Origin of the sequence: Halobacteriovorax sp. YZS-3-1, from assembly GCF_047084945.1 — a bacterium.
Classification (GTDB): domain Bacteria; phylum Bdellovibrionota; class Bacteriovoracia; order Bacteriovoracales; family Bacteriovoracaceae; genus Halobacteriovorax_A; species Halobacteriovorax_A vibrionivorans.
This window is the reverse complement of record NZ_JBKIYI010000001.1, coordinates 1,246,461-1,268,833: the sequence shown is the minus strand read 5'-3', so window position 1 is coordinate 1,268,833 and position 22,373 is coordinate 1,246,461. Positions and strand designations below refer to the sequence as shown.

Genomic DNA, 22,373 nt, shown 5'->3' with positions numbered 1-22,373 from the left:
GAATGGCCTATATAGAGCTAATTCTTTAAAAAAAGAATATTTGAATAATCATTATCCTCATGAGCAATATTTTTAGATAACTCAACAGATGTACCATTATCTAAACTTGAAGAAATATTTACTTTAAAACCAAGTGCAGCAGCAGTATCCATAATAATACTCATACCATGTCCTGTTCCAGCTTCCCCTTCAGTCCCCTTTGTTGAATCAATAGCACCGCTATTCATCTTTATAAGATCAATTTTTTCTTGTGGGATTCCAACACCAAAATCGATGATTCTTAGATATAATTGGTCTTCAAGAACTTCCGCTGAAAATACTATACTCCCATATTTTTTGGAAAACTTAATTGCATTATACATAATATTTGAGATTAGATTATTTTGAAGAGCTATTTTATTCGTATAAATTTTTAAATTATCATCAATTTTAAAGTCATGAATAATTCGTATACCTTTTTGATGAGCAAGATCTTCATACTCAGTAACAGAGTCTAACAAGAGAGAGTATAAATTAATCTCAGAAAATTCGTAGATTTGATCATGTTTAAAACTTCGACCTTTTGAATTATTAATTATACCTAGAACAGATTTTGAAAAACGATCGATTCGATCTATGGCCTGTTCATAATCCCCTCTTTTTATCTTTTTCTTTGCAAACTCAAGACTTAATAACTTATTGGCTATATCATGATTTAACGTTCTATTACTTAAATTTAGATCCGCATTTAAAGACTCTAATTTTTTTCGATAATTTTCCAATTCAAGATTTTGTTCTTCCAACTGATTAGAGTATTCAATATTTTGCAAGATTAACTCTTTATACTTTCTCTTAGTAAAGAAGAGATTATAAAAGAAATTTGGTAAGCTAAACTTAGCAAATACTGGATTAGAAACAGTATAGATGACTTTATTATCAAGAGTTCTAAACTTTACTCTAGAAGGACTTTTTGCTCCTAAGAAGTTCATTGGAACCGTTCGAAATAAATCAACATACATATTGATAAACTCATGAAAGATCTGATCAGAATGATCAAAAGTAAATATTAAATGAAAGGTGTCTGAACTGATTTTTCTTGAGGACACTTTAACATTTGAATAAAAGATTTTAAATGAAAGCTTCAAGAAGAAATTAAATAATAAGCTATAGCTAACAAAATAAGTTATAGTATCAAAAATAGGCTTGATAACTTTATTTGCGACACCTGTTTCGTTAATAATCTCGGTATAATTTTCGTAACGATTTGCAAAAGCAATTGTAATTAGCTTGAAATCCTCCCAAGAAATTCGTCCTTTTTCATCTGTGAGGCTTTTATCCTGCATAGAAATTTCACACAGAAATTCGTCAACCGAATCCCCCATGGACTTGATCCCATCAAAGTATGCATTTAACGCTTTATTACTGACTTCCAATTAAAAAACTCTCCAAAAATACTTAGAGATATTTTCCATTGAAAAAACGGATCGTGCAACTTACATTTAACAAATTAAATATCTTGATAACAGCGGCGTAATAAATCACCATACTCTCTCTCTAAGAAGTCTAATAGATCTTTTGATGATTTAGGAGCACCATATTCAGCAATGAAATGCTCATAAATCCCTGCTCGATATGAGTCTGGAAAAGTCGTGCCTTTAAGATCGATTCCCTTTCCTTTGATAAAAACGGAACGAGGAGTAAGCTTTAATGAATATTGAGAAACATTTTTTGTATCAACAAAACGAATGTCTCCACTTGGAAATAGCCTATCTTTAATTCTCTTTAGGCCCTTTTTACCAAAGCATCTTTCTTGTTGATAATTGATACCATGATTCATAAGAATATCCTGGATATCCATATTTAAACCAGTGATGATATCAGAAGCTGTATAACCAAAGAACTCGTGGGCTGCAACGTGGGCGTTTACCCCTCTGATATTTTTACGAAACCAATTCTCAACATTCTTAAGAGCAATTGCTGAACGACTATTTGAGTTCTTAATTAGAACATCAAAATCCGCATGCATCATTTCGTGAAAGACAGTTGATGCTAAGATTGTAAATTGATACTTTTGTCCCATTGGAAAGTCTGAAAGCCCCACAATTCGACTACCGCGCCAATTCTTCTCTCTTAGAACAATTGTATTGGTCTTATCATTATAAGTTGCTTCGGCCCCTGATTTATTCATCATCCACTTTTCAAAGAAGTTAGGTTTACGAATACGCACCTTTTGAGCAACATCATCTAGCCGACCAAGCTTTAATCCATGGCTCTTTTCTAGAGAATTTGAAAATTGAGAAATCGTAGCTGGACTTGCGGCCAACACATAAGTAGTAATAAGTAGAGTAAGTAGTGCTTTCATATCCATAATTACACCTTGAAAAACTTAAAATTACTATTACTGTAAGAAGATATCAGGGACTTAATAGCGAGCACTTATAAAATCACCCTGCTCCAAGTCATCAATTGGTCGATTTGAAAGACTTTTTGTATAAGGAATCTTAACCACAACTTTAGTTCCGCGCTCCAATCTATAAATTTGAACTTCACCACCAATTCGATTAACGATGTAGCATATTATACTCAGCCCCATCCCACTGCCCGTCTCCTTATTTGTCCCTGCGCTAGAGCGAACTTTTGAAAAACTTTGAACTGACTTTACGATATCCTCAGGTATCCCTTGTCCGGAGTCGATAATACTGAAGTAGATGAAATCATGATCTATCACCATAGAAAAATAAACCTTAAGACCAGAGTCAGTAAACTTAAGAGCATTAGATAATAAATTGCCCAAAACAGAATTAACAAGACTCTCCTTGCTTATGGGTAGGGATATTTCTTCTTTCTTTATTGGTGCAGTGGTAATGAATTGCACATTCTTCTCATGAAAACCTTCTTCGTAACGTGAGATAGCGCACTTAAATACATCGACAGGATTGAGTTCATAATAATTATCTTGTCCATCAAACTGCTTTCTCATTTCTTCTTTAAACTTAATAAGCTCTCTAAGTCGATCGTAGGCCCGTTTTACATAGCTTAAACTCTCATCTCGCAATGCTCTAGCAAGGCTTAAGGAGAGGAAGTTTAAATCATTTGAAGTATCGTGAATAACTGACTTATAAATAGCATTAATAAGCTTTAGTTCTTCTTGAAGTTTGTGATCACCTTCTACTTTCTTAGATAATGTTTTAACTAACACTCCCATCATAATGGAGATAAAAGTTAATACTCCAGCACTCCAACCCCAAACAGCAGAGCCAGGAACTTCATAGCTTAAACAAAATGAAAGAGTGACAATGGCAGCAACACTAAAAATTCCAAAATAGAAAATATTTTCTAAATTCGTAAGTCTCTTTCCATAGAAATAAAGAGCATATATACCGGGAGAGAAACTCCCTAAGGCAATAGGAAGTGTATAGTACATTATTTTGGTATTAAAGAGATAAAGGATGCCTCCGGCAACAAGGCCTAAGACAAAGAAGATAGAGATTCTCTTACGATAATACTTTAAACGATTATCTAAAAAGAAATTACTAAGATAATAAAGAGGAATAACCTTCAGACTAAAGAGGATAATATCCATTTCTCTACTTTCAGCAAAAACAAACCTAATTGCATAAAGGAAGAAGTTAATATTTAAGGCCAATTTCAGCTGTGAATAATCAGTTTCTCGATCTAGAGATGCAATGACGTAAGCACTCACAACACATAGTAGTAAGAAGGATAATAAAACTATGTATAACGAGCTCATGCTATCCATTTCTAAAAAATAGCATATTAAAAAAAATGAACAATTTAAGAAAGGATAACTTAACTTAAGATTTTACCGTCCATCCTGGGCATGCGTCCGCTCTCGGCTCCTGCCTTCGCGGACATACCGTCCATCCTGGACATAAAAACCTAAGACCGGGATAAACCTCAGAACATCCTGCGGTAAAAGTGCCCCAAAGGGCAGTTTTGAAGCAGAGATGGATGTGATTTACTGAATACGATCTAGTATTCAGGCTAGCCGCAGGCGCGGCTTTCGGTTTAAGAAGATTTGGATTTTATTACGAAGACTTTCCCATTACTCCTGAGACGAACCGCTCGGGTATTTCCCCCTCGCTCTCGCTCCAATTTTCTAGCTGAAGAGATGGGGAGCTAGCACCGCAAACAATAGCCCGCCTTTGGGCGGACAATTTTGCGGATGCTTCCCTTTGCGCTTGAGACAACAAAGCCAGCTTAAAAGCTGGCTTGTTGAAGTTTAATTTCATTTCAGGCGATGGGCGCCCTAACTGCGTCATATCTTCGCTTTGCGAAGATGCCGCAGTTACCCCCCAAAATCGTCGAGCATGATGTCGTCGCGCTCAACCCCAAGGTCAAGAAGCATATCGATAACACACTTGTTCATAATTGGAGGACCACATAAGTAGTACTCACAATCTTCAGGAGCTGGGTGCTTGCTCAGGTATTCATCATGTAATACTTGGTGAATAAAGCCTGTGTAACCATCCCAATTATCTTCTGGTAGAGCATCTGATAGAGCAACGTGCCACTTGAAGTTATCATTTTCAGCTTGTAGGCCGTCAAAGTCTTCAACATAGAACATTTCTCTCTTAGAACGTGCACCGTACCAGAAAGTCATCTTACGATCAGTTTTGATTCTCTTAAGTTGGTCAAAGATATGTGAACGCATTGGCGCCATACCAGCTCCACCACCAACGAAAACCATTTCTTTATCTGTATCACGAGCAAAGAACTCACCAAATGGACCAGAGATAGTAACTTTATCACCTGGCTTACAGCTAAAGATATATGAAGACATCTTCCCTGGAGGAGTTCCTTTAGGAGCTCTTGGAGGAGGAGAAGCAATACGCACGTTAAGCATAATGATTCCCTTCTCTTCAGGGTAATTTGCCATCGAGTAGGCTCTAATTGTCTCTTCGTTTACTGTTGAGTTATATTGCCATAGGTTGAATTGATCCCAATCCCCACGGTACTCTTCTTCAATATCGAAGTCTTTATAATCAATAGAAAGTCCCGGAGGTCTTTCAATTTGAATATAACCACCAGCTCTAAATGGAACTGATTCACCTTCAGGTAGTTCAAGAACGAATTCTTTAATGAAAGTAGCAACGTTGTGGTTTGATCTAACCGTACATTCCCACTTCTTAACACCAAAGACAGACTCTTCAACTTCAACTTCCATATCAGTTTTAATACTAACCTGACATGCAAGTCTTAGACCTTCACGAGCTTCTTTCTTTGAGATATGTGACATTTCAGTTTCTAGGATTTCACCGCCACCTGAGTGAACGTGAACTGTACACTGGCCACAAGTTCCCCCACCACCACAGGCAGAAGAAACAAATAATTTTTGATCAGCAAGAGCATTAAGTAGCTTCCCTCCAGCAGGGATTTGAACAACTTTCTCACCGTTGATCGTTAGTTTAACATCTCCGCTTGATACTAGCTTTGACTTAGCAAAAAGAATAACTAAGACAAGGGCCAGAACCACAACGGTAAACATTAAAACACCAAGAATAATTGCATTCATAATATTTCCTTTTTATTACTTACCGTTAAAGTTGGATCCCAGAGAAACTTAAGAAACCAAGGGCCATAAGACCTACAGTGATAAAAGTAATCCCTAGACCTTTAAGTCCGTCTGGAACATCACTGTACTTCATTTTCTCTCTAATACCTGCAAGAGCTGCAATCGCTAAGGCCCAACCAAATCCTGAACCTAGACCGAAAACAACAGACTCTCCAAATGTGTAATCTCTTTCCACCATAAATAATGAACCACCAAGGATGGCACAGTTTACAGTAATAAGTGGAAGGAAGATCCCAAGAGCGTTATAAAGAGCAGGCATGTACTTATCAAGGAACATTTCCAGGATTTGTACCATTGCCGCAATAACACCGATGTAACAGATAAGTCCTAGGAATGATAAATCAGTTCCTGGCATACCTGCCCAAGCAAGTGCATTGTCTTTTAATAAGTAATTATAAAGTAAGTTATTGACTGGAATTGTAATTGTTTGAACAACAACAACCGCAACACCAAGACCTAGTGAAGTCTTAACTTTCTTTGATACCGCTAGGAATGTACACATACCTAGGAAGAAAGCTAGAGCTAAGTTTTCAATAAATACTGCTTTTATAAATAGACTAAGATAATGTTCTAACATATTTCACCTACCCTTACATTTCTTCTATTTGATCTTTCTTCCAAGTACGTAGACCCCAGATGAAAAAACCAATTAAGAAGAACGCAGATGGTGCAAGAAGTGCCATACCATTAGTTTGGTACCAACCACCTTCTCCAGTTGTTGCTAAAATAGAAACTCCAAATAGCTTTCCTGAACCAAGAAGCTCTCTAAAGAATCCAACAAATACTAATACAATTGAATAACCAATACCGTTACCAATACCATCAAAGAATGACATGATTGGTGGGTTCTTCATTGCATATGCTTCTGCACGTCCCATAACGATACAGTTAGTAATAATTAGACCAATGTAAACTGACATCGACTTTGCAACATCATAAACATAAGCTTTTAAAAGCTGGTCAGTAACAATTACAAGTGAAGCAATGATCGTCATCATAACGATGATACGAATTGCACTTGGAACGTGATTTCTAATTAGCGATACAAATAAGTTTGCAAATGCACAAACTAATGTAACGGCCAAACACATAACTGCAACTGATTCCATTTTAGTTGTTACGGCAAGGGCCGAACAAATACCAAGAATCTGAAGAGCAATTGGGTTATTTTCAAATAATGGGTTAAGAACTGTTTCTTTTAATTTCATTATTCACCCCCACCTTGAGTATATTTATCAATAAATGGTCCGTATGCGTCGTCCCCCATCCAGTAGCGAACAGTTCCTGTTACACCATTAGCTGTAAGAGTTGCACCTGAAAGACCGTCGATATCAAATTTGCTAGCATCACGTGCTTCACCTTTGATAACTTGAATTTGAGGATTTCCATTTTCACCAAAGATCTTCTTACCTGGCCAAACTGCTCTCCACTGAGGATTATCAATTTCACCACCAAGACCTGGAGTTTCACCGTGAGCGTAGAATCCAATACCTTTTACAGTATTTAGGTCTGTTTCAAGAACTAGGAAACCGTACATTGTTGACCAAAGACCTTTACCGTGAATTGGGAAAACTACTGATTTCGTTTCTTCACCGTCTTTTACAAAGTATACTTTTCCGTATTTTGCACGAACCTTAATATTTCCAAGATCTTCGTCTGAAGGAATCTTGTAATTTCTTTTTGGATCTTTAGCCGCTTTGTTTGCATCGTATTCAGATGGCTTAATATCTGTTACGTACTCACCAGTTTTAAGATCAACAAGTTTAGCTTCGATTTGCTTATAAGCTTCCTCAATCTCTTTCTTCTGAGCTGTTGATTCAACAATCCCAGCAGTCATAAGAAGGTTCTTCTTAATATCTAAAGCTTTGTTTTCTTCTTGAAGTGGTCTTAATGAAACCGCTGACCAAGATACGACAACTGAACATACAACACATAGGATTGTTGCTACGATCAGAGTTTTTGCAGTACTATCATTACTCATCACTGCCCCCTTATACCGTCTTGTATCCATTTGCACGTTTCTTGATATTACCTTGAATAATAAAGTAATCAATTAATGGTGCAAAACAGTTTCCGAAAAGGATTGCAAGCATAGTACCTTCTGGGAAAGCTGGGTTAATAACACGAACAAGGATAACCATGAAACCGATTAAAGCACCATAGAACCAATGTCCTTTTGTCGTCATAGAAGCTGATACTGGATCTGTTGCCATAAATACTGTACCAAATGCAAAACCACCAATCACTAAGTGCCAAAGTGGAGTTACAGAGAACATCATATTTGTATCAGATCCGATAATATTTAAAAGACCTGATGTTGCAACAGCAGCAAGTGTCATCGAAAGCATGATTCTCCAAGAACCAATTCCTGCAATGATTAGAATTGCAGCACCGATTAAACAAGCAAGAGCTGATGTCTCACCCATTGAACCTGGGATGAATCCTAAGAAAGCATCTTTCATTGAAACAGTGATTGCTTCAACTCCACCAAGAGCAGCTTGTGAAAGAGCTGTTGCTCCAGTGAATCCGTCAACTGCAGTCCAAACCGCATCCCCTGAAATTTGTGCAGGGTAAGCAAAGAAAAGGAATGCACGAGCAGTAAGAGCTGGGTTTAGGAAGTTTTTCCCTGTACCACCAAATACCTCTTTACCGATTAGAACACCGAAAGAGATACCGACAGCAACCTGCCATAATGGAATTGTTGGAGGAAGAGTTAGAGGGAAAAGAAGACCTGTAACAAGGAAACCTTCATTAATTTCATGTCCTCTAACGATTGCAAATAATGCTTCCCAGAAACCACCAGCAATTTGAGTTACTAGAAAGATTGGGAAGAAGTATAAGAATCCGTGTAATAAGTTAGCTAGTAAGCTCTCTGGTGAGAAACCTGCTCCAAGTGCCATGATGATATCAGCACGCCAACCTTCAGGAGTCATTCCAGCAGCTGCAAGAGCAGAGTTTGCTTGAAGACCTGTGTTGTACATTGCCATAAATACCGCAGGCATAAGAGCGATAGCAACTGTGATCATTAATCTTTTTAAATCAAGTGCATCTCTAACATGAACTGAACCTTTAGCGACTCCACCTGGAGTATAAAGGAATGTATCGATCATTTCATATACAGCATAAAATTTTTCGAACTTCCCGCCTTTAGCGAAGTTATCATGTTGAGAATCTAGAAGTTTGCGCAACATTGTAATTATCCTTCTTTCTCAATAATAGTTAAACTTTCTCTTAGAGCTGGTCCGAAATCAACTTTACCAGGGCTTACGAAAGTACAAAGAGCTAGATCTTCTTCGTCTAGTTCAAGACAACCAAGCTCGATAGCGTAGTCATTATCTTTCGTTACAAGTGCTCTTAGAAGTTGAGTTGGAAGCATATCTAGAGGCATTACTTTTTCAAATGATCCAACCGGAACCATCGCTCTATCAGAACCATGAGTAGCAGTTGTGAAATTGAAAATTTGCCCAGGCTTTAACCAGTGAAGGAATGTACGCTTAACAGAGAATTTATTAAGACCTGGCTTGTGCCATCCTAAGAACTCTCTTTCACGCCCTTCAGCTAGAAGAGTAATTTGGTTATGAAAACGACCAAGATAAGCAAATGAACCGGCCATTGCACGTCCACTGAAAACTGAACCTGAAACAACTCTTACCTCACCTTGTCCAACTTTACCTGAAGTTACTTCACCTAAGTGAGCTCCTGGGATTGTCTTAACAAGAGTTGGGTTTACAGAAGCTGGTCCTGCAATAGAGATAATTCTCTCTGTTGAAAGCTCACCTGTTGTAAATAGCTTACCGATAGCAATTACATCTTGATAATTAATTGACCATACCGTCTTTTTATTACTTACAGGATCTACAAAGTGAATGTGAGTACCAGCATTACCTGCAGGGTGAACACCAGCAAATTCCTTTGTTTCAACTTTTGTCGTAGTAGGTTTTGGAATATTACTTCCAGCTGCCTTACAAACATAAGTCTTTCCATCAGTAAGTTTTGAGATAATTTCAATACCGTTTGTGAAGTCTTCACCTGCTTGTGCGATAACAACTGCAGGATCAGCAGCAAGTGGATTTGTATCCATAGCTGTAATGAAAATAGAACTTGGCTCAGATCCAAGATCTGGAGCTTTTGAAAATGGCCTTGTTTTAAATGTTGGCCACAGTCCCGACTCAACTAAAAGAGACTGAACGTCTTCTCTAGATAAATCCTTAACTCCTGTTCCTTTGTAGTTTTCAAAAGTAACTTGCTCATTACCTGAAACTTCAATTACTAAAGTTTCAAACGCTCTTCTTGCCCCACGGTTAATTTCAATAACCTTACCGCTGATTGGTGCTGTGTAAAGTACACCTTCAACTTTCTTACAAGAAAATAACGCTTGTCCTTTCTTTACTTCGTCGCCAACTTGAACAATCATTGTTGGTTTCATTCCAACATAGTCTGGTCCAGTAAGGGCAACTTTAGTCACTTGAGGTCCTGCCTCAATCTTTTGTGATGGCTTCCCACTGATAGGAAGATCCAATCCTCTCTTAATGTGAATCATAGCGACAAATCCCGTTATTTTGGTTTGTTAACAATAAAATAAAATTTGAAATTATTAATTTTTTAACAGAAATACATAAAGTTGTAACCCTAATTTTAACTAGTTTAACCATTAAGATTGGCCTTTATTACGAGACCATCATGCGTCAAAACGAAGGCTATTTAGTTACGTTTTATTTACCGCAACACTTCTTGTATTTCTTTCCTGAGCCACATGGACATGGATCATTTCGTCCAACTTTAGCTCCATCTCTTTTAACCTGCGCTACAATGGGCTCTCCGTCTACGAAGAACCAATCTCCGTCAATTTTTACAAACTCAGAACGCTCATAATGCACATGGTCTTGTCCACCTAGGCCAAAAGTTGCTTTAAACTCAACCATTCCCCAATCATCTCTTTCTGTTCCCTCTGCAGTGTCGACTATTTCAAGTCCTTTCCACTCAGATTGTGATGACCAAGCCTTAATTTCGTTTACATCCATATCTTCACGATGATCTGGGTGCGTTGAATCAACAATAAAGTCGATATCCCCAGTTGTGTAAGAAGAATAACGTGCGCGCATTAGAAGTGCGGCCGTCTTTGCTTTTGTTTCACCTTTAATAATTGGTAAACAACATTTTTCTAAACTCTCTCCAAGTCCACATGGACAACTCATAATAAACTCCATTTAAAATCGATATAATAAGTCGGTAAAATTAGTGTTTGTTTCATCAAAATATACCTTGCTTTCTAGTAGTCGACTAGAAATAAATGTGAAGTGCGGCTTGAGCATCTTTTGATACTTTGTACGACTTCGTCTTATGGCATATTCATCTTTGAACTCAAGATCTTCTATTTGGCGATCGAGTTCCTTATCGGTAGGTACAGTCAAATAAAGATACTTTGCTCGATTTGCTAAAACTGGCAAACAATACTCTAGCTCTTCATCTGTGAGGTATTGAAAAACAGAAGTACAAACGGCCAAATCAAAGGACTTCTTTTTGTCTTTATTGCGTTCACACCATGAAACTAAATCTGTTTTTTCTAGCTTAAATTTAGTTGATGGAATTTTATTGATGTCACGCTTCTTAACAATATTGTAAGCATGTTCACTGGGTTCAATTCCATGGGCCTTATATGGTTTAAACTCATCGAGAAGTGCCTCAAATAAGTGTCCCAGGCCAAAGCCGAGATCAATTATTGAACTTATATCAATATACTCCATACCAAATAGATACTTAATATAACCAACGTGCTCTTTGGCATTTCCAATACCATCCATATCATCGGCATCTTCGTAATTTACGTCCCAATAATCTTTGGAAAAGCCTTTAGCTCCCAACTCTTTCACAACTCACTCACCTTTAGTGTTTTATTAATTAAATAGGCATTTGATATCAATCGATAGATTCCTACAGAAAAAATAGCTGACCATAGCAATAGAAACGACTGATAAGTAAAACTTAAATAAATAAGAGGCAGAAAACAAGTAAAGAAAGCAATGACCATATGCTTGCCTAAGAAATCAAAGCGATTAATTCCAAACACCAGTCCGTCATAGACATACGCAATGGAAGCAGGAATTTGGACGATGGCCAAGAAAACAATGACCCCTTTAATCATCTCATAAATCGACTGATCATAAGTAAATAGTCCAATGAGAAAGCGGTTAGCTGTTAAGAAAAGAATGCAAAAAATAACTCCAACAACAGCACCCATTATTAAGAGTTTTCTAAAGATTTCTTTAAGATTCTCATGTCCCTTATTTCCATACAAACTACCACCAATAATATTTCCCGATGTAGCAATGCCATCGGTAAAAAAAGATGCAAAAAGCCATAAATTCAATATCACTTGATGGGCAGCAAGCGCCTTAATTGAGATTGAACTTGCAACTTTTGTAGCAAGAAAGAAACTTGTGGTTAAGAAAGCTGAGCGCATAAATACATTCAATGAATTCTTGCCCATATGAAATGCGTCTTCTAGAGCAATCTTGCTTTTAATAAAAAGGCCTTTTAAAGACTTCTGATTAAGAACGAGGAAAAGGGCAATAAGAAGACCAAGTGCATTTGCAATAATAGTAGCTGCTGCAACTGATGCCAGTCCACCATCAAAGATATAAAGACCTAAGTAGGATAGAATAATATTAGTAAGTGTTGTGAAGCCAATAATATAGAGAACTGTTCTGACCTCGGCCATGCCTCTTAATATGGATAGTGCAGACATAAAAAGTAGGATAAATGTATGGCCATATATTCGAGTTAAGAAGTACTCATCACATTGTTTATAAAGTTTAGGGTCTACTGAAAGAAATTGGTAAATATAATCTCTAAATGGTGCAAGAAAAATACTTAAAATAAGTCCTAGGGCCAGAGCAATTAAGAAAGTAACTTTAATAAGAGAGACCACTCGAGGAAAGTCTTTTTTGCCGAGCTTTTGTGAAATTGCTTGAATTGGTGCATGAACTAAGAAGTTAAACATCCAAGTTAATGATGAGATGATTGATACTCCTACGGCCATTGCCGCAAGCATCTGTGTATCATAATTTCCAACTAAGGCCGTATCAACAATTGAACTTAAGGGCTCTAGCATTGATGCTAGAATAGAAGGCAAAGAAAGGGCCCATAGGCCCTTATAAGATAACCAATCTCGATTCATAGATTGAATTACTTGATTAGTACTTTGTTACAGCAGAAAAAATTGCAACAAAGATAAGTGCTAAGATAAGACCTAGACCAGCAAGTCTATTATTCTTCATTCTCTTAGCTAAAATTGGTCCAAGTGCTGAAACAGCTACCCATAAACCAACTTTTACTTTTACCCACATTGGCCAACCTTCACCGTGGCTTACACCAATACGAGCTAAAAGCCCCATACCACCTACAAATAGTAGGAAACTTGCAATACCTGAAGTTATTTTTAGCAACTTCGAGTTATTACCTTGAGGGCCAACAAATTGCGGTGCAAAAGCTGCAACCATTAGTACTAACATAAAAACGTGAAGTACTTTGTAAAATTCATAACTCATTCTTCTTCTCCATTATTCTCTTCTTCTAAACTTGTCAGTCTGTCGTTAATACAGTTTAAAGTCTTATTGATTCTAGCTAATTCTCTTTCTATCATTAAATCTTCACGGTGTAAGCTTGTTTGCATTCCCTCAACATTTTTCTTTAACACCTTTACGCGGTGGCCTATAGTTAGAAATTCTCTTCCAAGCATAACATTGGCAAAGATGGCAGTATATGTAGCAAATAATCCTGTACCAAGAATCATTAGAAAAACTGCAACCACCCTTCCCGAAAATGTCACAGGTGTAACATCTCCATATCCAACGGTTGTGATAGTAGTAAATGCCCACCAAATTGAGTCACTAATAGTTGTCACGTTAGGATTATGACCCTTTTCGAAATGAAAGAAAGTATAGGCAAAAATTAAAACACCACTATTACCTAGGAAAGTAATAACCCAGAAAGGAACAGTCTTGAACAAGTAGATAAATCGTTCAAAGAATATGTTGATGCTTGAGCGCAAATTGACCTCTATTATAAATTTAGGATTTAACATATAATATTGAATATGAGCTACTTTGGGAATAGTAATAAGGGTGAAAAGATATATCGCGGTGCGTACAACTACTACCGTAAAGATAACCTTTATGCTGAAGAAACATTTGAAGTCTATCGCAGGCCAAAATTCCATCAGATCTATTTTGAAGGTGAAATGCTAGCGCGTGTAATGACTGGGGAACTTTTAAAGGTCCACGTCGCCTATACAGTTGATAAGGAATACACTCCAATAAAAGTTAATATTGTGAAGTCACTTGGTGAACAAGTTTCAAAAGAAATCTTTCTCTTTGATCACTCCAATAGTGAACTTAAGTATCAATTTGAATGTGGTGATATCGTTAAGACTGAATCAATTGCAACCTCGCCTAAGTTCTTTGTCACAACTCCCCTAAGTTGTTGCTCAATGCTTTTCTTATGGTCAAAGAAGTTTGATTCCGTAGGAAAGAATTTTTACTCTTTCTTTTCAACAAATAATCAATGGACGTATTCTGGACCGATTATCAATAATAATATTGTTGTTGAAAGAGTTGCCCAGACTTCAGAAAATATCAAAATTGACGGCAGTACCGTTACTGCCGTTCAGTATAAGCTATTTGAAAAAATTGAATCTAATGATCCAAAAGAATTGAAAGAGACTCCAGAAATGTTAAATATCTGGTTATCTCAACACCAAACAATTCCCTACATTATTAAGGATAATAAAGGCACAAATATCACAATTAAGTATCTCAATAATCTGGATACTATTTAAGATAGCCTATTCTAATGTTTGGACGAATTCTTTAGAAGCTTCTAGCGCTTGCTTAAAGTTCGTACGATTAATTTGATAAGGCTCCATTTGCTTTGTAAGCTTTGCCATCGTTGAATTCTTCCACTTTTTAATTCGTGAATCAATAACAACAACTGCTCCTGCATCATTCTCAGTTCTCAGGAGTCGGCCAAGCTTTTGATGAAGATTACGCGTACGGTGTGCTAGATAATAATCTTCAAATTCATTACCAATATTTGTATCGTAATAATCACGTCTTAATCGAATAACCTGATCCATTGAAAGGTCTGGAATTTTATCAATAAAGACAAATCTTAAAGCGTCACCAGGTACATCAATCCCCTCACCAAAAGACTCCATTCCAATTAGAATTCCATTTCCAGAATCCTTAAACTCTTCAACGACATTGGCGCCCATACCTTGAACAAAGACAGGAAGTTTACCTTCAAATTTATCCAACATATACTCGACAGCTTTTTCAAACCTGGCACGAGCAGAGAAAAGTAGAAGCGTTCTTCCACCAATATCTTCAATAAATGGAACCAGACGATCACAAACTGTTTTTACAAAATCCTTATCATATAAAGATGGTGTATCATCGCATAAGAAGACACGAGTCTTATTCTTATAATCGTATACAGAAGGAAGAAATAGTCCTGAGCGGAAGCGTCTTTCTGGCTCACTATAGAGATAACCTGTGGACCACTCCATACCACGACTTCCTTGATCTCCATGTTCATTGCCTAATGTTGCGGAAGTATAGACAACTGAAGAAGATGTCTGAAGAAGTTGATCGTGAAGTATTTTCCCCGTATTAATTGGGCCGGCCGTTAAAAGAAATCCCTGCTGCTCATGATACTTCATTGAAAGAGAATACGGCTGCGTTGACGTTTCAATTTTTAAAAGAAGCGCTAGGGCATTCATAATATCTTCAAGTGTTCCGACAAAAGATTCAAAGCGAGTCCACGCTGTAATCTCAGGCGGCCCTTGCATATCACTTGCTTGCCAACGAACAGTATAAGGATAGACCTTCTCATAAATTGATTTAAGAAGATGGTAAATACTTTCAAGATGATGGAAAACACTCAGCCTTAGGCCTTCTTTTTCAGTTGGCATAATCATTGGAAGCTCATTCCAGAATTTATCTGTATAGCGAGGCATCTTTTTAAAGATCATTTCAAACTTATCAGGTAATTCAAATAAATGATCACGTAACATTGTTGCACTATCAATTGAAAGCATACGAAGTGCCGAGATCTCTTCTTCCTGACTACCTTCAATAAGGTTTCCAATTAAATAAAAAAGAGAGCCAAGACCTTGTAGGTTTTGTAATTGTTTTTGTAGACTTTCAAGATCAGACTGCCCTACTTCAGCAGAAAATGCCTTTGTTGCCTCACCTTCAATCTTATGTGCCTCATCTACAACGACGTATGGAGGACGTGGAAATGACTTTGTCCAAGAAAACATCAAGGCGTGATTTCCAACAATGATATCAGCTTCTTTTGCATCTCGAAGTCCACGAATATATGTACAATTTGCATAGTATGGACATTGCTTATTTGAGCAGGCCCTATAATCTACGGCCAAGTCTTTTTCTGCTTGTGAAAAGTCTTCTAATTTCATTTTCAAAACGAAAGGAAGATCATTTCGAGAGATCATATGTTCAAGTGCACTATTTGAATTATGAAAGAAAAGTGATTCAAAATAAATATCACTAAATTTTTCTTTGAAGTCTTTTGTGTCAGTGAATAAATCTGTTTCATTTTGTCTTTGTGTAAAAAGTAACTCGCAAAAGTGGTTACTAGAGCCAACAAGTTGGCGAATCTTTAAGTCCTTTGGTGAGACACCTAAAAGCTTATGAAGTGCTGGAACGTCTTTATTCATGGCCTGGGCCTGAAGTGTCTTTGTTCCTGTTGCAACGAGGACCTGTTTTTGTTCACTTAAAGCAAATAATGCAGATGGTACTAAGTAGCCCAAAGTCTTACCTGTTCCAGTAGGAGCTTGAACCATTGAATGAATATGATTTTTAAAAGACTGCCCAACTTTTAAGGCCAAGTCTTCTTGTGACTTTCGATAACGATAACCATTAAATAATTTTGAGACTTTTTCTTCATTACTAAATATTTCTTTTACATTGGCACCATTAAAGGTCATATCAAAGTTTTGATGATATTCTTGCTTATCCTCTAAAGTCTTTGGATATGCCCACTCAAGAGCTGTTTCAATATGTGGGATAGGATCAAAATCAATTTGATTTGCAATCTCTAAAACGTCTTCTTCATAGAGACTTAGGAATTTAAAGAACCAATATTTATCTAATGAATACTTATGCATTAAAGACATCATGAAATTATACTTTCCAGCATCTTTTTTCGTCATAAGTGTTGCCACAATAACAACTTTCAATAGATCAATAGAGTCTTGTAAACCACGATGTAGCTCTTTATCTGCAAGTCCCATTCCCACAATAAAGTTTTCAAGTTTAAGAGAAGACATATGTGGAAATAGTAATGATAAGAAATAAAGGGAGTCTTGCCAGCGATGTCCTTCTCTGAAGTCCAAAGTTTCAAAATGATGATCAAGAAAACCCGCTTCAAAATCAGCATTGTGGGCCAAAATATCATGGCCATCTAATTCAAGAACCTCACCAATTACATCATCAAGCATTGGTGCCTTCTTAAGCATCTTATTATCGATTCCCGTTAGCTTTTGAATAAATTTAGAAATTTCAAATTCTGGACGGCATAGTGATTCATACTTATGAATAAGTTTTGTTCCTTCAAATTGAAGAAATCCAACATCAATGATCTCATCAACGCTTGCATCAGCGCCCGATGTCTCAATATCTAATAATGCCCATTTACCCAGTGTGTTATTGTCTTCGCTCATATCATCTTCCTCTAAAGATAAGTTAGCACTGTTGAATCATATTGATAATCAACTTTTTATGTCATATTCTAGGTATATATTATTAATTGGGTATTTTTATAAGGCCATTACATGTCTTCAGCGACTTTTTTTCAAATTCAGTCATTTATCATCCTAGCTCTTATGGTTTACGGGGTGACGCAGAGTAAGAAACGCAAAAAGCATATTAAAATTATGTCGAGCGCAATTATCTGGGATATCCTACTAATTTTACAAATTGAATTAAATCGCAGTGCGATAGATAAGGCCCTGGAAGTCTTTCAATCACAAACTGCTTTAAAAATACACTTATTCTTTGCAGTATCGAGTGTTGTACTCTATTTCGCAATGATCATCTCAGGTAGAAAGGTTCTTGCAGGAGATCGCTCATTCATTCCAAAGCATCGTTACCTAGGAATTACGACATTAGCATTTCGTATCCTAACTTTTATAACGAGCTTCTATGCTGCTGCAAAACCAATTATAAATTAAGAGGATTCACTAAATGTTATTTGAACAAGTAAAAACAATAATCGAAGAAAATATCAAAGACTCACAAGTTCAAGTTTATGACTTAACTGGTGGTGGTGATCATCTTGGAATCACAATTATTAGTGATGAATTCAAAGGAAAGATGCTTCTAGCACAACACCGTATGGTTATGGATATTCTAAAGCAAAAACTAAGTGAGGACCTTCACGCTGTACAGCTTAAAACACTAACTGTTGAGCAGGCCCAAAACCAAGGTTTGATTTAGTTTTCAACAACATCAAATCGAACATTAATAAATGGTAACGAGACATCTTTACGAGAGAAGCTTAACTCTTTAAAACCGTCTCCAATAACAAACTCTCTATAAGTTCCATCTGAGCGCTTTACACCGCGATATAAACGGCCAAGAACTTGGTCATTATCTTTATAGGCTTTTAAACGGTAACGAATTATTCGAGCTCTTGCTACATACACAGAGTTTGCAAGCCCATAAACAAAGGGAATATTTCTTAAAAAGTCATCTTCACTATTATAATAATTCATCGATCTCACATCCCAATTTATAAATAAATCAGGCTCAATATCTTCTTTTTCTAATTTAGATGCACCTTTTGACTTCACCCAACCAAGATAATTATATTTAGTAGGTGCATTCTTTCCTGGCTCACTACTATCTTTACGAACAGGAAGGTTTGCATAGGCATAAATCAGCGCCCCCTTTCTCCATATAATATCTTGTTGCTCATCAGGTAAAGAAGGCTGATATAATTTATTATTCAAATTATTATTAAAGTTTAAACTTTGAAACTCTGTACTTGAGTTATAAGCTTCACTTGGATTTAAAATAACTTCTTTAGAAAAGAACGGGTCTTGAATAAGAAAATAAATGGGGCGAGAGAATGAGCCTACTCCTGATGGAGTTTTAAGAACGAACTCTCTTTGACAATTTTCTTCACAAGTAACATCAAAATAAAAATCGAAAAAGTTCCTATCGTTATCATCCATTAACTCAAGTGAGCCCAGAGAGAATTTTGCAAGAGATAGGTCCTTACTTAAGACCTGTTCAAATTGCGTTAAATTAATTGTTTCTAAAATCTCTTCTGTTACTTTTTTATTATCTCTTTTATAACGACTAAAGAATGACGTTGCTGACAATAAGACTACTCCTGCAAGTCCTGAAGCAACCAATAATTCGACAAGGGAGAAACCATTACTCTTTTTTATAAACTTAAACATTCTATTCCCCTGAAATAACAAATTCATAATCCTTAAAGCCTTCAATATAAGACTTATGTGTTACGCGAATAACAAGCTTTAAAAGCCCACGATATGTCGGGTGTGGTGTTAGAATATAACCCATACGGCCTGGGCAACTAGGACACTCTTCAACAGATGTTACCAACTTATCATTCCAAGCAAGAGGAAGCTTCTCATTGAGGTCTTGTAAACTTGTCATTGATAAGAATTCATCACTATTCATATTAACCTGAAAAACAGCACTATTTGATGATATTTTACGATACAAAGAATTAACAAGATTATGTTGAACGACCTGACTTCTCGATTTCTTATTTGCACTTCTAAAAATATTTTGTCCACCAACAAAGGCATATATTAGAACACCTAATAGGCCAGCTGTGACAACAATCTCTGCTAAAGATAAACCTTTATTATCCAACTTCAACTATAAACTCCCAGTTTCAACCCAATATGTTTGGATATTGAATCGACGGTAACGATTTGGTATTTTTGATTTTGTGACAAGTCCCCCACTTTCAGGAAGCCCTATTTCTGGATCAACAGTCGTCCAGTTATAATTATTTGGCCCCTCTAAGACAAAATGAATTGGAGAGCAAGTTCTTAAATCATATTGCTCCTGTCTTGAAATATTTTTATTCCAAACAGTAATATTAGAATCACATTCTAGTAACTCTCCATTTTCATCTCGACGGGCAAGCCATTTATACTCTCTTAGCTTTTCGATAGCGGCCGGATGCCAAATACTATAGAAATTCACACCACTGGTTAGAGCACCACTTGATATTTCTAACTCATTTACTAGTAGTGTTCCCACAAAAGTTAAAGGCGTTGAACGAGGTTCAATCTCTAGCTCAAGACAAGCGTAGAAACCAAAGATAAAACTCACATCACTTGGAATAATACATTTCTTAGTGACCGATTGATTAGGTATCCCACCAGCATCACCTGGATACATATTACTTTGATTAAATAAGTAACGATCTTGCATTTCCATCGTCTCAGTCAATGTAATTCCATTTCCACCAACATCATACATCCAAGAATGCAGCGTATTCTTTGTAAAAGAGATATCCCAAGAATAATTGTCATTAACAGGTATGCCAGAGCACTTTTCTTTTAACTCTTTACTTTCAGAAATACTTAAGCCACCTTCAGGCATAAATAATTCCTTACTAAGTTTTTCAAATAGTCCCGGCATCGGCTTGCGAGGAGGTTCATTAAATCCATTATCGCGCTTTAACATTGTCCAGCCCTTAAGCTCTTCATCTTCGGCATTCGTATACTTAATAGATTCAACCACTCCTTCTTTATTTCGAATGAGTTTTATATTAATGAGGTTTGGATTACCTAATTCATTTGGACCTGGTTTATGGGCCTCATTATTACGACGTCCTGTTGTGTAATTTGAACTATTCTCAATGGCAAAATCAAAAGCTGTTAACGATAATGTAATATCAGATATATTCTTATACGCATCACTATTGAGTTGATCCTTATTACTTATATCAACTTTAAAGTTTGTGATATTTGTTGTTGAGGCCGAAAGACTAAAATCAATACTAGGCTGCTTTTTTAAATACTCTTCAATTTCTTCAAGTGATTCATCCTTCATTTCAGCATATTCATTAGAAGCAGTCTCGATTGCGTTAACACGAGACTCGCAGCTGGCCTTAGCACCAGGATTATCGTTGTATACACTTGCACAACTACTACTCTTTGATTCATTAAAATTAGAATCAACAAGGCTACATTTATCTGATCTTACCTTAGGATCTTTAGAGTTGAGGTCACTACATTTACTTGAAATATTTCTAACAACTCTTTGAAAGTCATTTTCCTTATAAGTGTCATCAAATTCTTCATCTGTTACTGTTTCTTTAGTAAGAACTTCCTTAGATTTAATAAAATTAATGCTAGAGTTTAAGTTAATTTTGAATTCTGTATCACGTGCTAGTAACAACTCTGCAGTTTCACCATTAGCAGGAACAGAAACGTCCATTTTCATGATTGGCTTTTCAGATTTACCTACATCTATATAAGAGACTGTATTTTTGTCATTTTTTAAAATAACAGTATAGCCCTTCGTTGAGCTAACTAATTCACTTGGGAAGGCATATTCTTTAAATTCATTTGATATCGGAAGATTTGTTTTTGAAAGTCCGACACTAAAGCCACTACCACTTAATTTACCAAATAATCTAGAATCTCTAGTTTCAGATAAGTTCTCTTCTAGCTCGCGCCAAATATCACACTTCTTTGCCAGACTTGTATCAACATAATATTCATTACCAAATAAGGCGGCAATCCCCTCATCGACTTCGTCTTCAAAGACAACGCCTCGTTTTATCGTTTTTACATTAGCATAAGTCGAATAAAGTTGATCATCCTGTCCACCAAAACTCTTTGGCACAAAATTACCAGAACCACTTTTGACAGCACCTCTTCCTAAATGAATATTGGAATAAATCCCAACTGGTGCATAAGAGCTCGACGGTAGAATAAGGTCATTATCAACATAAATTGGTGCGTGAATATTTAAACCTTTAGAGCTCTCCGATCCAGTATATTTAGATAAGTCTAGATCCCCACCTTTAATGATTGCAAATTGATTTAGGGTTCTTGGAAATAGACCAACTAAACTTCTCCCGTAGGGTCTACTATTATAATCGGAGCATCTATCGATATCTTTCATCTTTGCTTCAACAAAGATTTCGATATAGCGATCATCCCCTGATTTATAAAGAGCACTATTTTCAGCTTTCTTTAAAGAAATTGAAACTTCATCCATACAATTTCTAAGCGTATTAGTTAGAGAAAGGTTAATTGGATGGGACTGACTTAACTCCCCTAGAGACTTTATATTTATTGTTGTCGAGACCTCATCAAGAGCAGGTTCAAAGCCAATTTCTTTATTATATTCATTTTTATAGGCTTGCTTAATCGCAGTTAGAGAAGCGCTAGACCATAGAAGCCTTTCAAGATTTAACTTATTACTAATTACTTCATGCATATCTCCAGAACAGCTTTCGCTTCTGGCCCACTTATCATCCATACACCAACGATTTTTTAAAGCATGAGTCGTGTATGAAATAATACCGCGAGTAAAGGTATCCATTTCAGCATTAATGCGGCCATCTTTTTTCTTTTTTGAGACAACGTCGAGAACCTGATTTAGGTTCATTGTGAGATACGCTGCGGCCACCGAAGCAAAAATTATAAATGCTAGAGCAGCACCACCGCGTTCATTTCTTAACAACTTCATAAAAATCCATTTTTAATCAATTC

21 protein-coding genes are annotated in these 22,373 nt (G+C 36.5%); 3 read left to right on the top strand and 18 right to left on the bottom strand.

All coding sequences use genetic code 11. From position 1 onward, the window contains the following. Nucleotides 1–17: 17 nt before the first annotated feature. The 14 genes from ACMAZI_RS06155 to ACMAZI_RS06090 all read right to left on the bottom strand — a co-directional run bounded on the left by ACMAZI_RS06155 (nt 18) and on the right by ACMAZI_RS06090 (nt 13,658). Nucleotides 18–1,412 (bottom strand): sensor histidine kinase, encoded by a 1,395-nt coding sequence (locus tag ACMAZI_RS06155; protein ID WP_115363609.1) that lies wholly within the window; start codon nt 1,410–1,412, stop codon nt 18–20. 74 nt (nt 1,413–1,486) lie between these two features. Then, complete coding sequence (locus ACMAZI_RS06150; RefSeq protein WP_115363611.1) at nt 1,487–2,347, bottom strand: hypothetical protein; 861 nt, start codon at nt 2,345–2,347, stop codon at nt 1,487–1,489. A gap of 54 nt (nt 2,348–2,401) precedes the next feature. Beyond that, nucleotides 2,402–3,682: a sensor histidine kinase gene (locus ACMAZI_RS06145; protein ID WP_412473548.1), complete on the bottom strand. Its 1,281-nt coding sequence runs from the start codon at nt 3,680–3,682 to the stop codon at nt 2,402–2,404. A 606-nt stretch (nt 3,683–4,288) separates the two neighbouring features. After that, a complete protein-coding gene (nqrF, locus tag ACMAZI_RS06140; protein ID WP_115363615.1) occupies nt 4,289–5,515 on the bottom strand; it encodes an NADH:ubiquinone reductase (Na(+)-transporting) subunit F in 1,227 nt (408 codons plus the stop codon). Between the two features lie 25 nt (nt 5,516–5,540). Continuing rightward, complete coding sequence (gene nqrE / locus ACMAZI_RS06135; protein WP_115363617.1) at nt 5,541–6,152, bottom strand: NADH:ubiquinone reductase (Na(+)-transporting) subunit E; 612 nt, start codon at nt 6,150–6,152, stop codon at nt 5,541–5,543. Nucleotides 6,153–6,165: 13 nt separating this feature from the next. Next, a complete protein-coding gene (locus ACMAZI_RS06130) occupies nt 6,166–6,783 on the bottom strand; it encodes an NADH:ubiquinone reductase (Na(+)-transporting) subunit D (protein WP_115363618.1) in 618 nt (205 codons plus the stop codon). Next, complete coding sequence (locus tag ACMAZI_RS06125) at nt 6,783–7,556, bottom strand: Na(+)-translocating NADH-quinone reductase subunit C (protein ID WP_199506665.1); 774 nt, start codon at nt 7,554–7,556, stop codon at nt 6,783–6,785. The genes ACMAZI_RS06130 and ACMAZI_RS06125 overlap by 1 nt, the downstream gene beginning before the upstream one ends. Nucleotides 7,557–7,566: 10 nt before the next feature. Next, nucleotides 7,567–8,772 carry an NADH:ubiquinone reductase (Na(+)-transporting) subunit B gene (locus tag ACMAZI_RS06120; RefSeq protein ID WP_115363622.1) on the bottom strand — a complete coding sequence of 402 codons (1,206 nt, stop codon included), beginning with the start codon at nt 8,770–8,772 and terminating at the stop codon, nt 7,567–7,569. Then, entirely contained in the window at nt 8,772–10,115 is a 1,344-nt protein-coding gene (locus ACMAZI_RS06115; RefSeq protein WP_115363624.1) for a Na(+)-translocating NADH-quinone reductase subunit A, read from the bottom strand. Before ACMAZI_RS06115 ends, ACMAZI_RS06120 begins: the two co-directional genes overlap by 1 nt. A 172-nt stretch (nt 10,116–10,287) precedes the next feature. Then, complete coding sequence (locus ACMAZI_RS06110; RefSeq protein WP_115363626.1) at nt 10,288–10,770, bottom strand: YchJ family protein; 483 nt, start codon at nt 10,768–10,770, stop codon at nt 10,288–10,290. Between the two features lie 12 nt (nt 10,771–10,782). Beyond that, a complete protein-coding gene (locus ACMAZI_RS06105; protein WP_412473549.1) occupies nt 10,783–11,445 on the bottom strand; it encodes a class I SAM-dependent methyltransferase in 663 nt (220 codons plus the stop codon). After that, nucleotides 11,442–12,752, bottom strand: coding sequence for an MATE family efflux transporter (locus tag ACMAZI_RS06100; RefSeq protein WP_115363630.1), 1,311 nt, complete (start codon nt 12,750–12,752; stop codon nt 11,442–11,444). Before ACMAZI_RS06100 ends, ACMAZI_RS06105 begins: the two co-directional genes overlap by 4 nt. A gap of 16 nt (nt 12,753–12,768) precedes the next feature. Further along, a complete protein-coding gene (locus tag ACMAZI_RS06095) occupies nt 12,769–13,122 on the bottom strand; it encodes a SirB2 family protein (protein WP_115363632.1) in 354 nt (117 codons plus the stop codon). Beyond that, complete coding sequence (locus ACMAZI_RS06090; RefSeq protein ID WP_115363634.1) at nt 13,119–13,658, bottom strand: potassium channel family protein; 540 nt, start codon at nt 13,656–13,658, stop codon at nt 13,119–13,121. The genes ACMAZI_RS06095 and ACMAZI_RS06090 overlap by 4 nt, the downstream gene beginning before the upstream one ends. 12 nt (nt 13,659–13,670) lie before the next feature. Here ACMAZI_RS06090 and ACMAZI_RS06085 point away from each other — a divergent pair, with 12 nt between their 5' ends. Then, nucleotides 13,671–14,411, top strand: coding sequence for a hypothetical protein (locus ACMAZI_RS06085; protein WP_115363636.1), 741 nt, complete (start codon nt 13,671–13,673; stop codon nt 14,409–14,411). Nucleotides 14,412–14,417: 6 nt separating this feature from the next. Here the strand turns inward: ACMAZI_RS06085 and ACMAZI_RS06080 are convergent, their stop codons facing one another. Further along, nucleotides 14,418–17,318, bottom strand: coding sequence for a helicase C-terminal domain-containing protein (locus tag ACMAZI_RS06080; protein ID WP_412473550.1), 2,901 nt, complete (start codon nt 17,316–17,318; stop codon nt 14,418–14,420). Between the two features lie 111 nt (nt 17,319–17,429). On the opposite strand from ACMAZI_RS06080, the gene ACMAZI_RS06075 reads away from it, so the two are divergent. After that, a complete protein-coding gene (locus tag ACMAZI_RS06075; RefSeq protein WP_115363640.1) occupies nt 17,430–17,828 on the top strand; it encodes a hypothetical protein in 399 nt (132 codons plus the stop codon). 13 nt (nt 17,829–17,841) lie between these two features. Then, complete coding sequence (locus tag ACMAZI_RS06070) at nt 17,842–18,093, top strand: BolA/IbaG family iron-sulfur metabolism protein (protein WP_115363642.1); 252 nt, start codon at nt 17,842–17,844, stop codon at nt 18,091–18,093. Here ACMAZI_RS06070 and ACMAZI_RS06065 read toward each other — a convergent pair. The 3 genes from ACMAZI_RS06065 to ACMAZI_RS06055 are packed head-to-tail and all read right to left on the bottom strand — an operon-like array spanning nt 18,090 to nt 22,350. Further along, on the bottom strand, nt 18,090–19,064 hold the full coding sequence (locus tag ACMAZI_RS06065) for a PilW family protein (RefSeq protein WP_158536924.1): 975 nt from the start codon (nt 19,062–19,064) through the stop codon (nt 18,090–18,092). The genes ACMAZI_RS06070 and ACMAZI_RS06065 overlap by 4 nt on opposite strands. 1 nt (nt 19,065) lies before the next feature. Continuing rightward, on the bottom strand, nt 19,066–19,512 hold the full coding sequence (locus ACMAZI_RS06060; protein WP_412473551.1) for a hypothetical protein: 447 nt from the start codon (nt 19,510–19,512) through the stop codon (nt 19,066–19,068). Beyond that, nucleotides 19,513–22,350, bottom strand: a complete 2,838-nt coding sequence (locus ACMAZI_RS06055) for a hypothetical protein (RefSeq protein ID WP_412473552.1) — start codon at nt 22,348–22,350, stop codon at nt 19,513–19,515. Between the last annotated feature and the right edge of the window lie 23 nt (nt 22,351–22,373).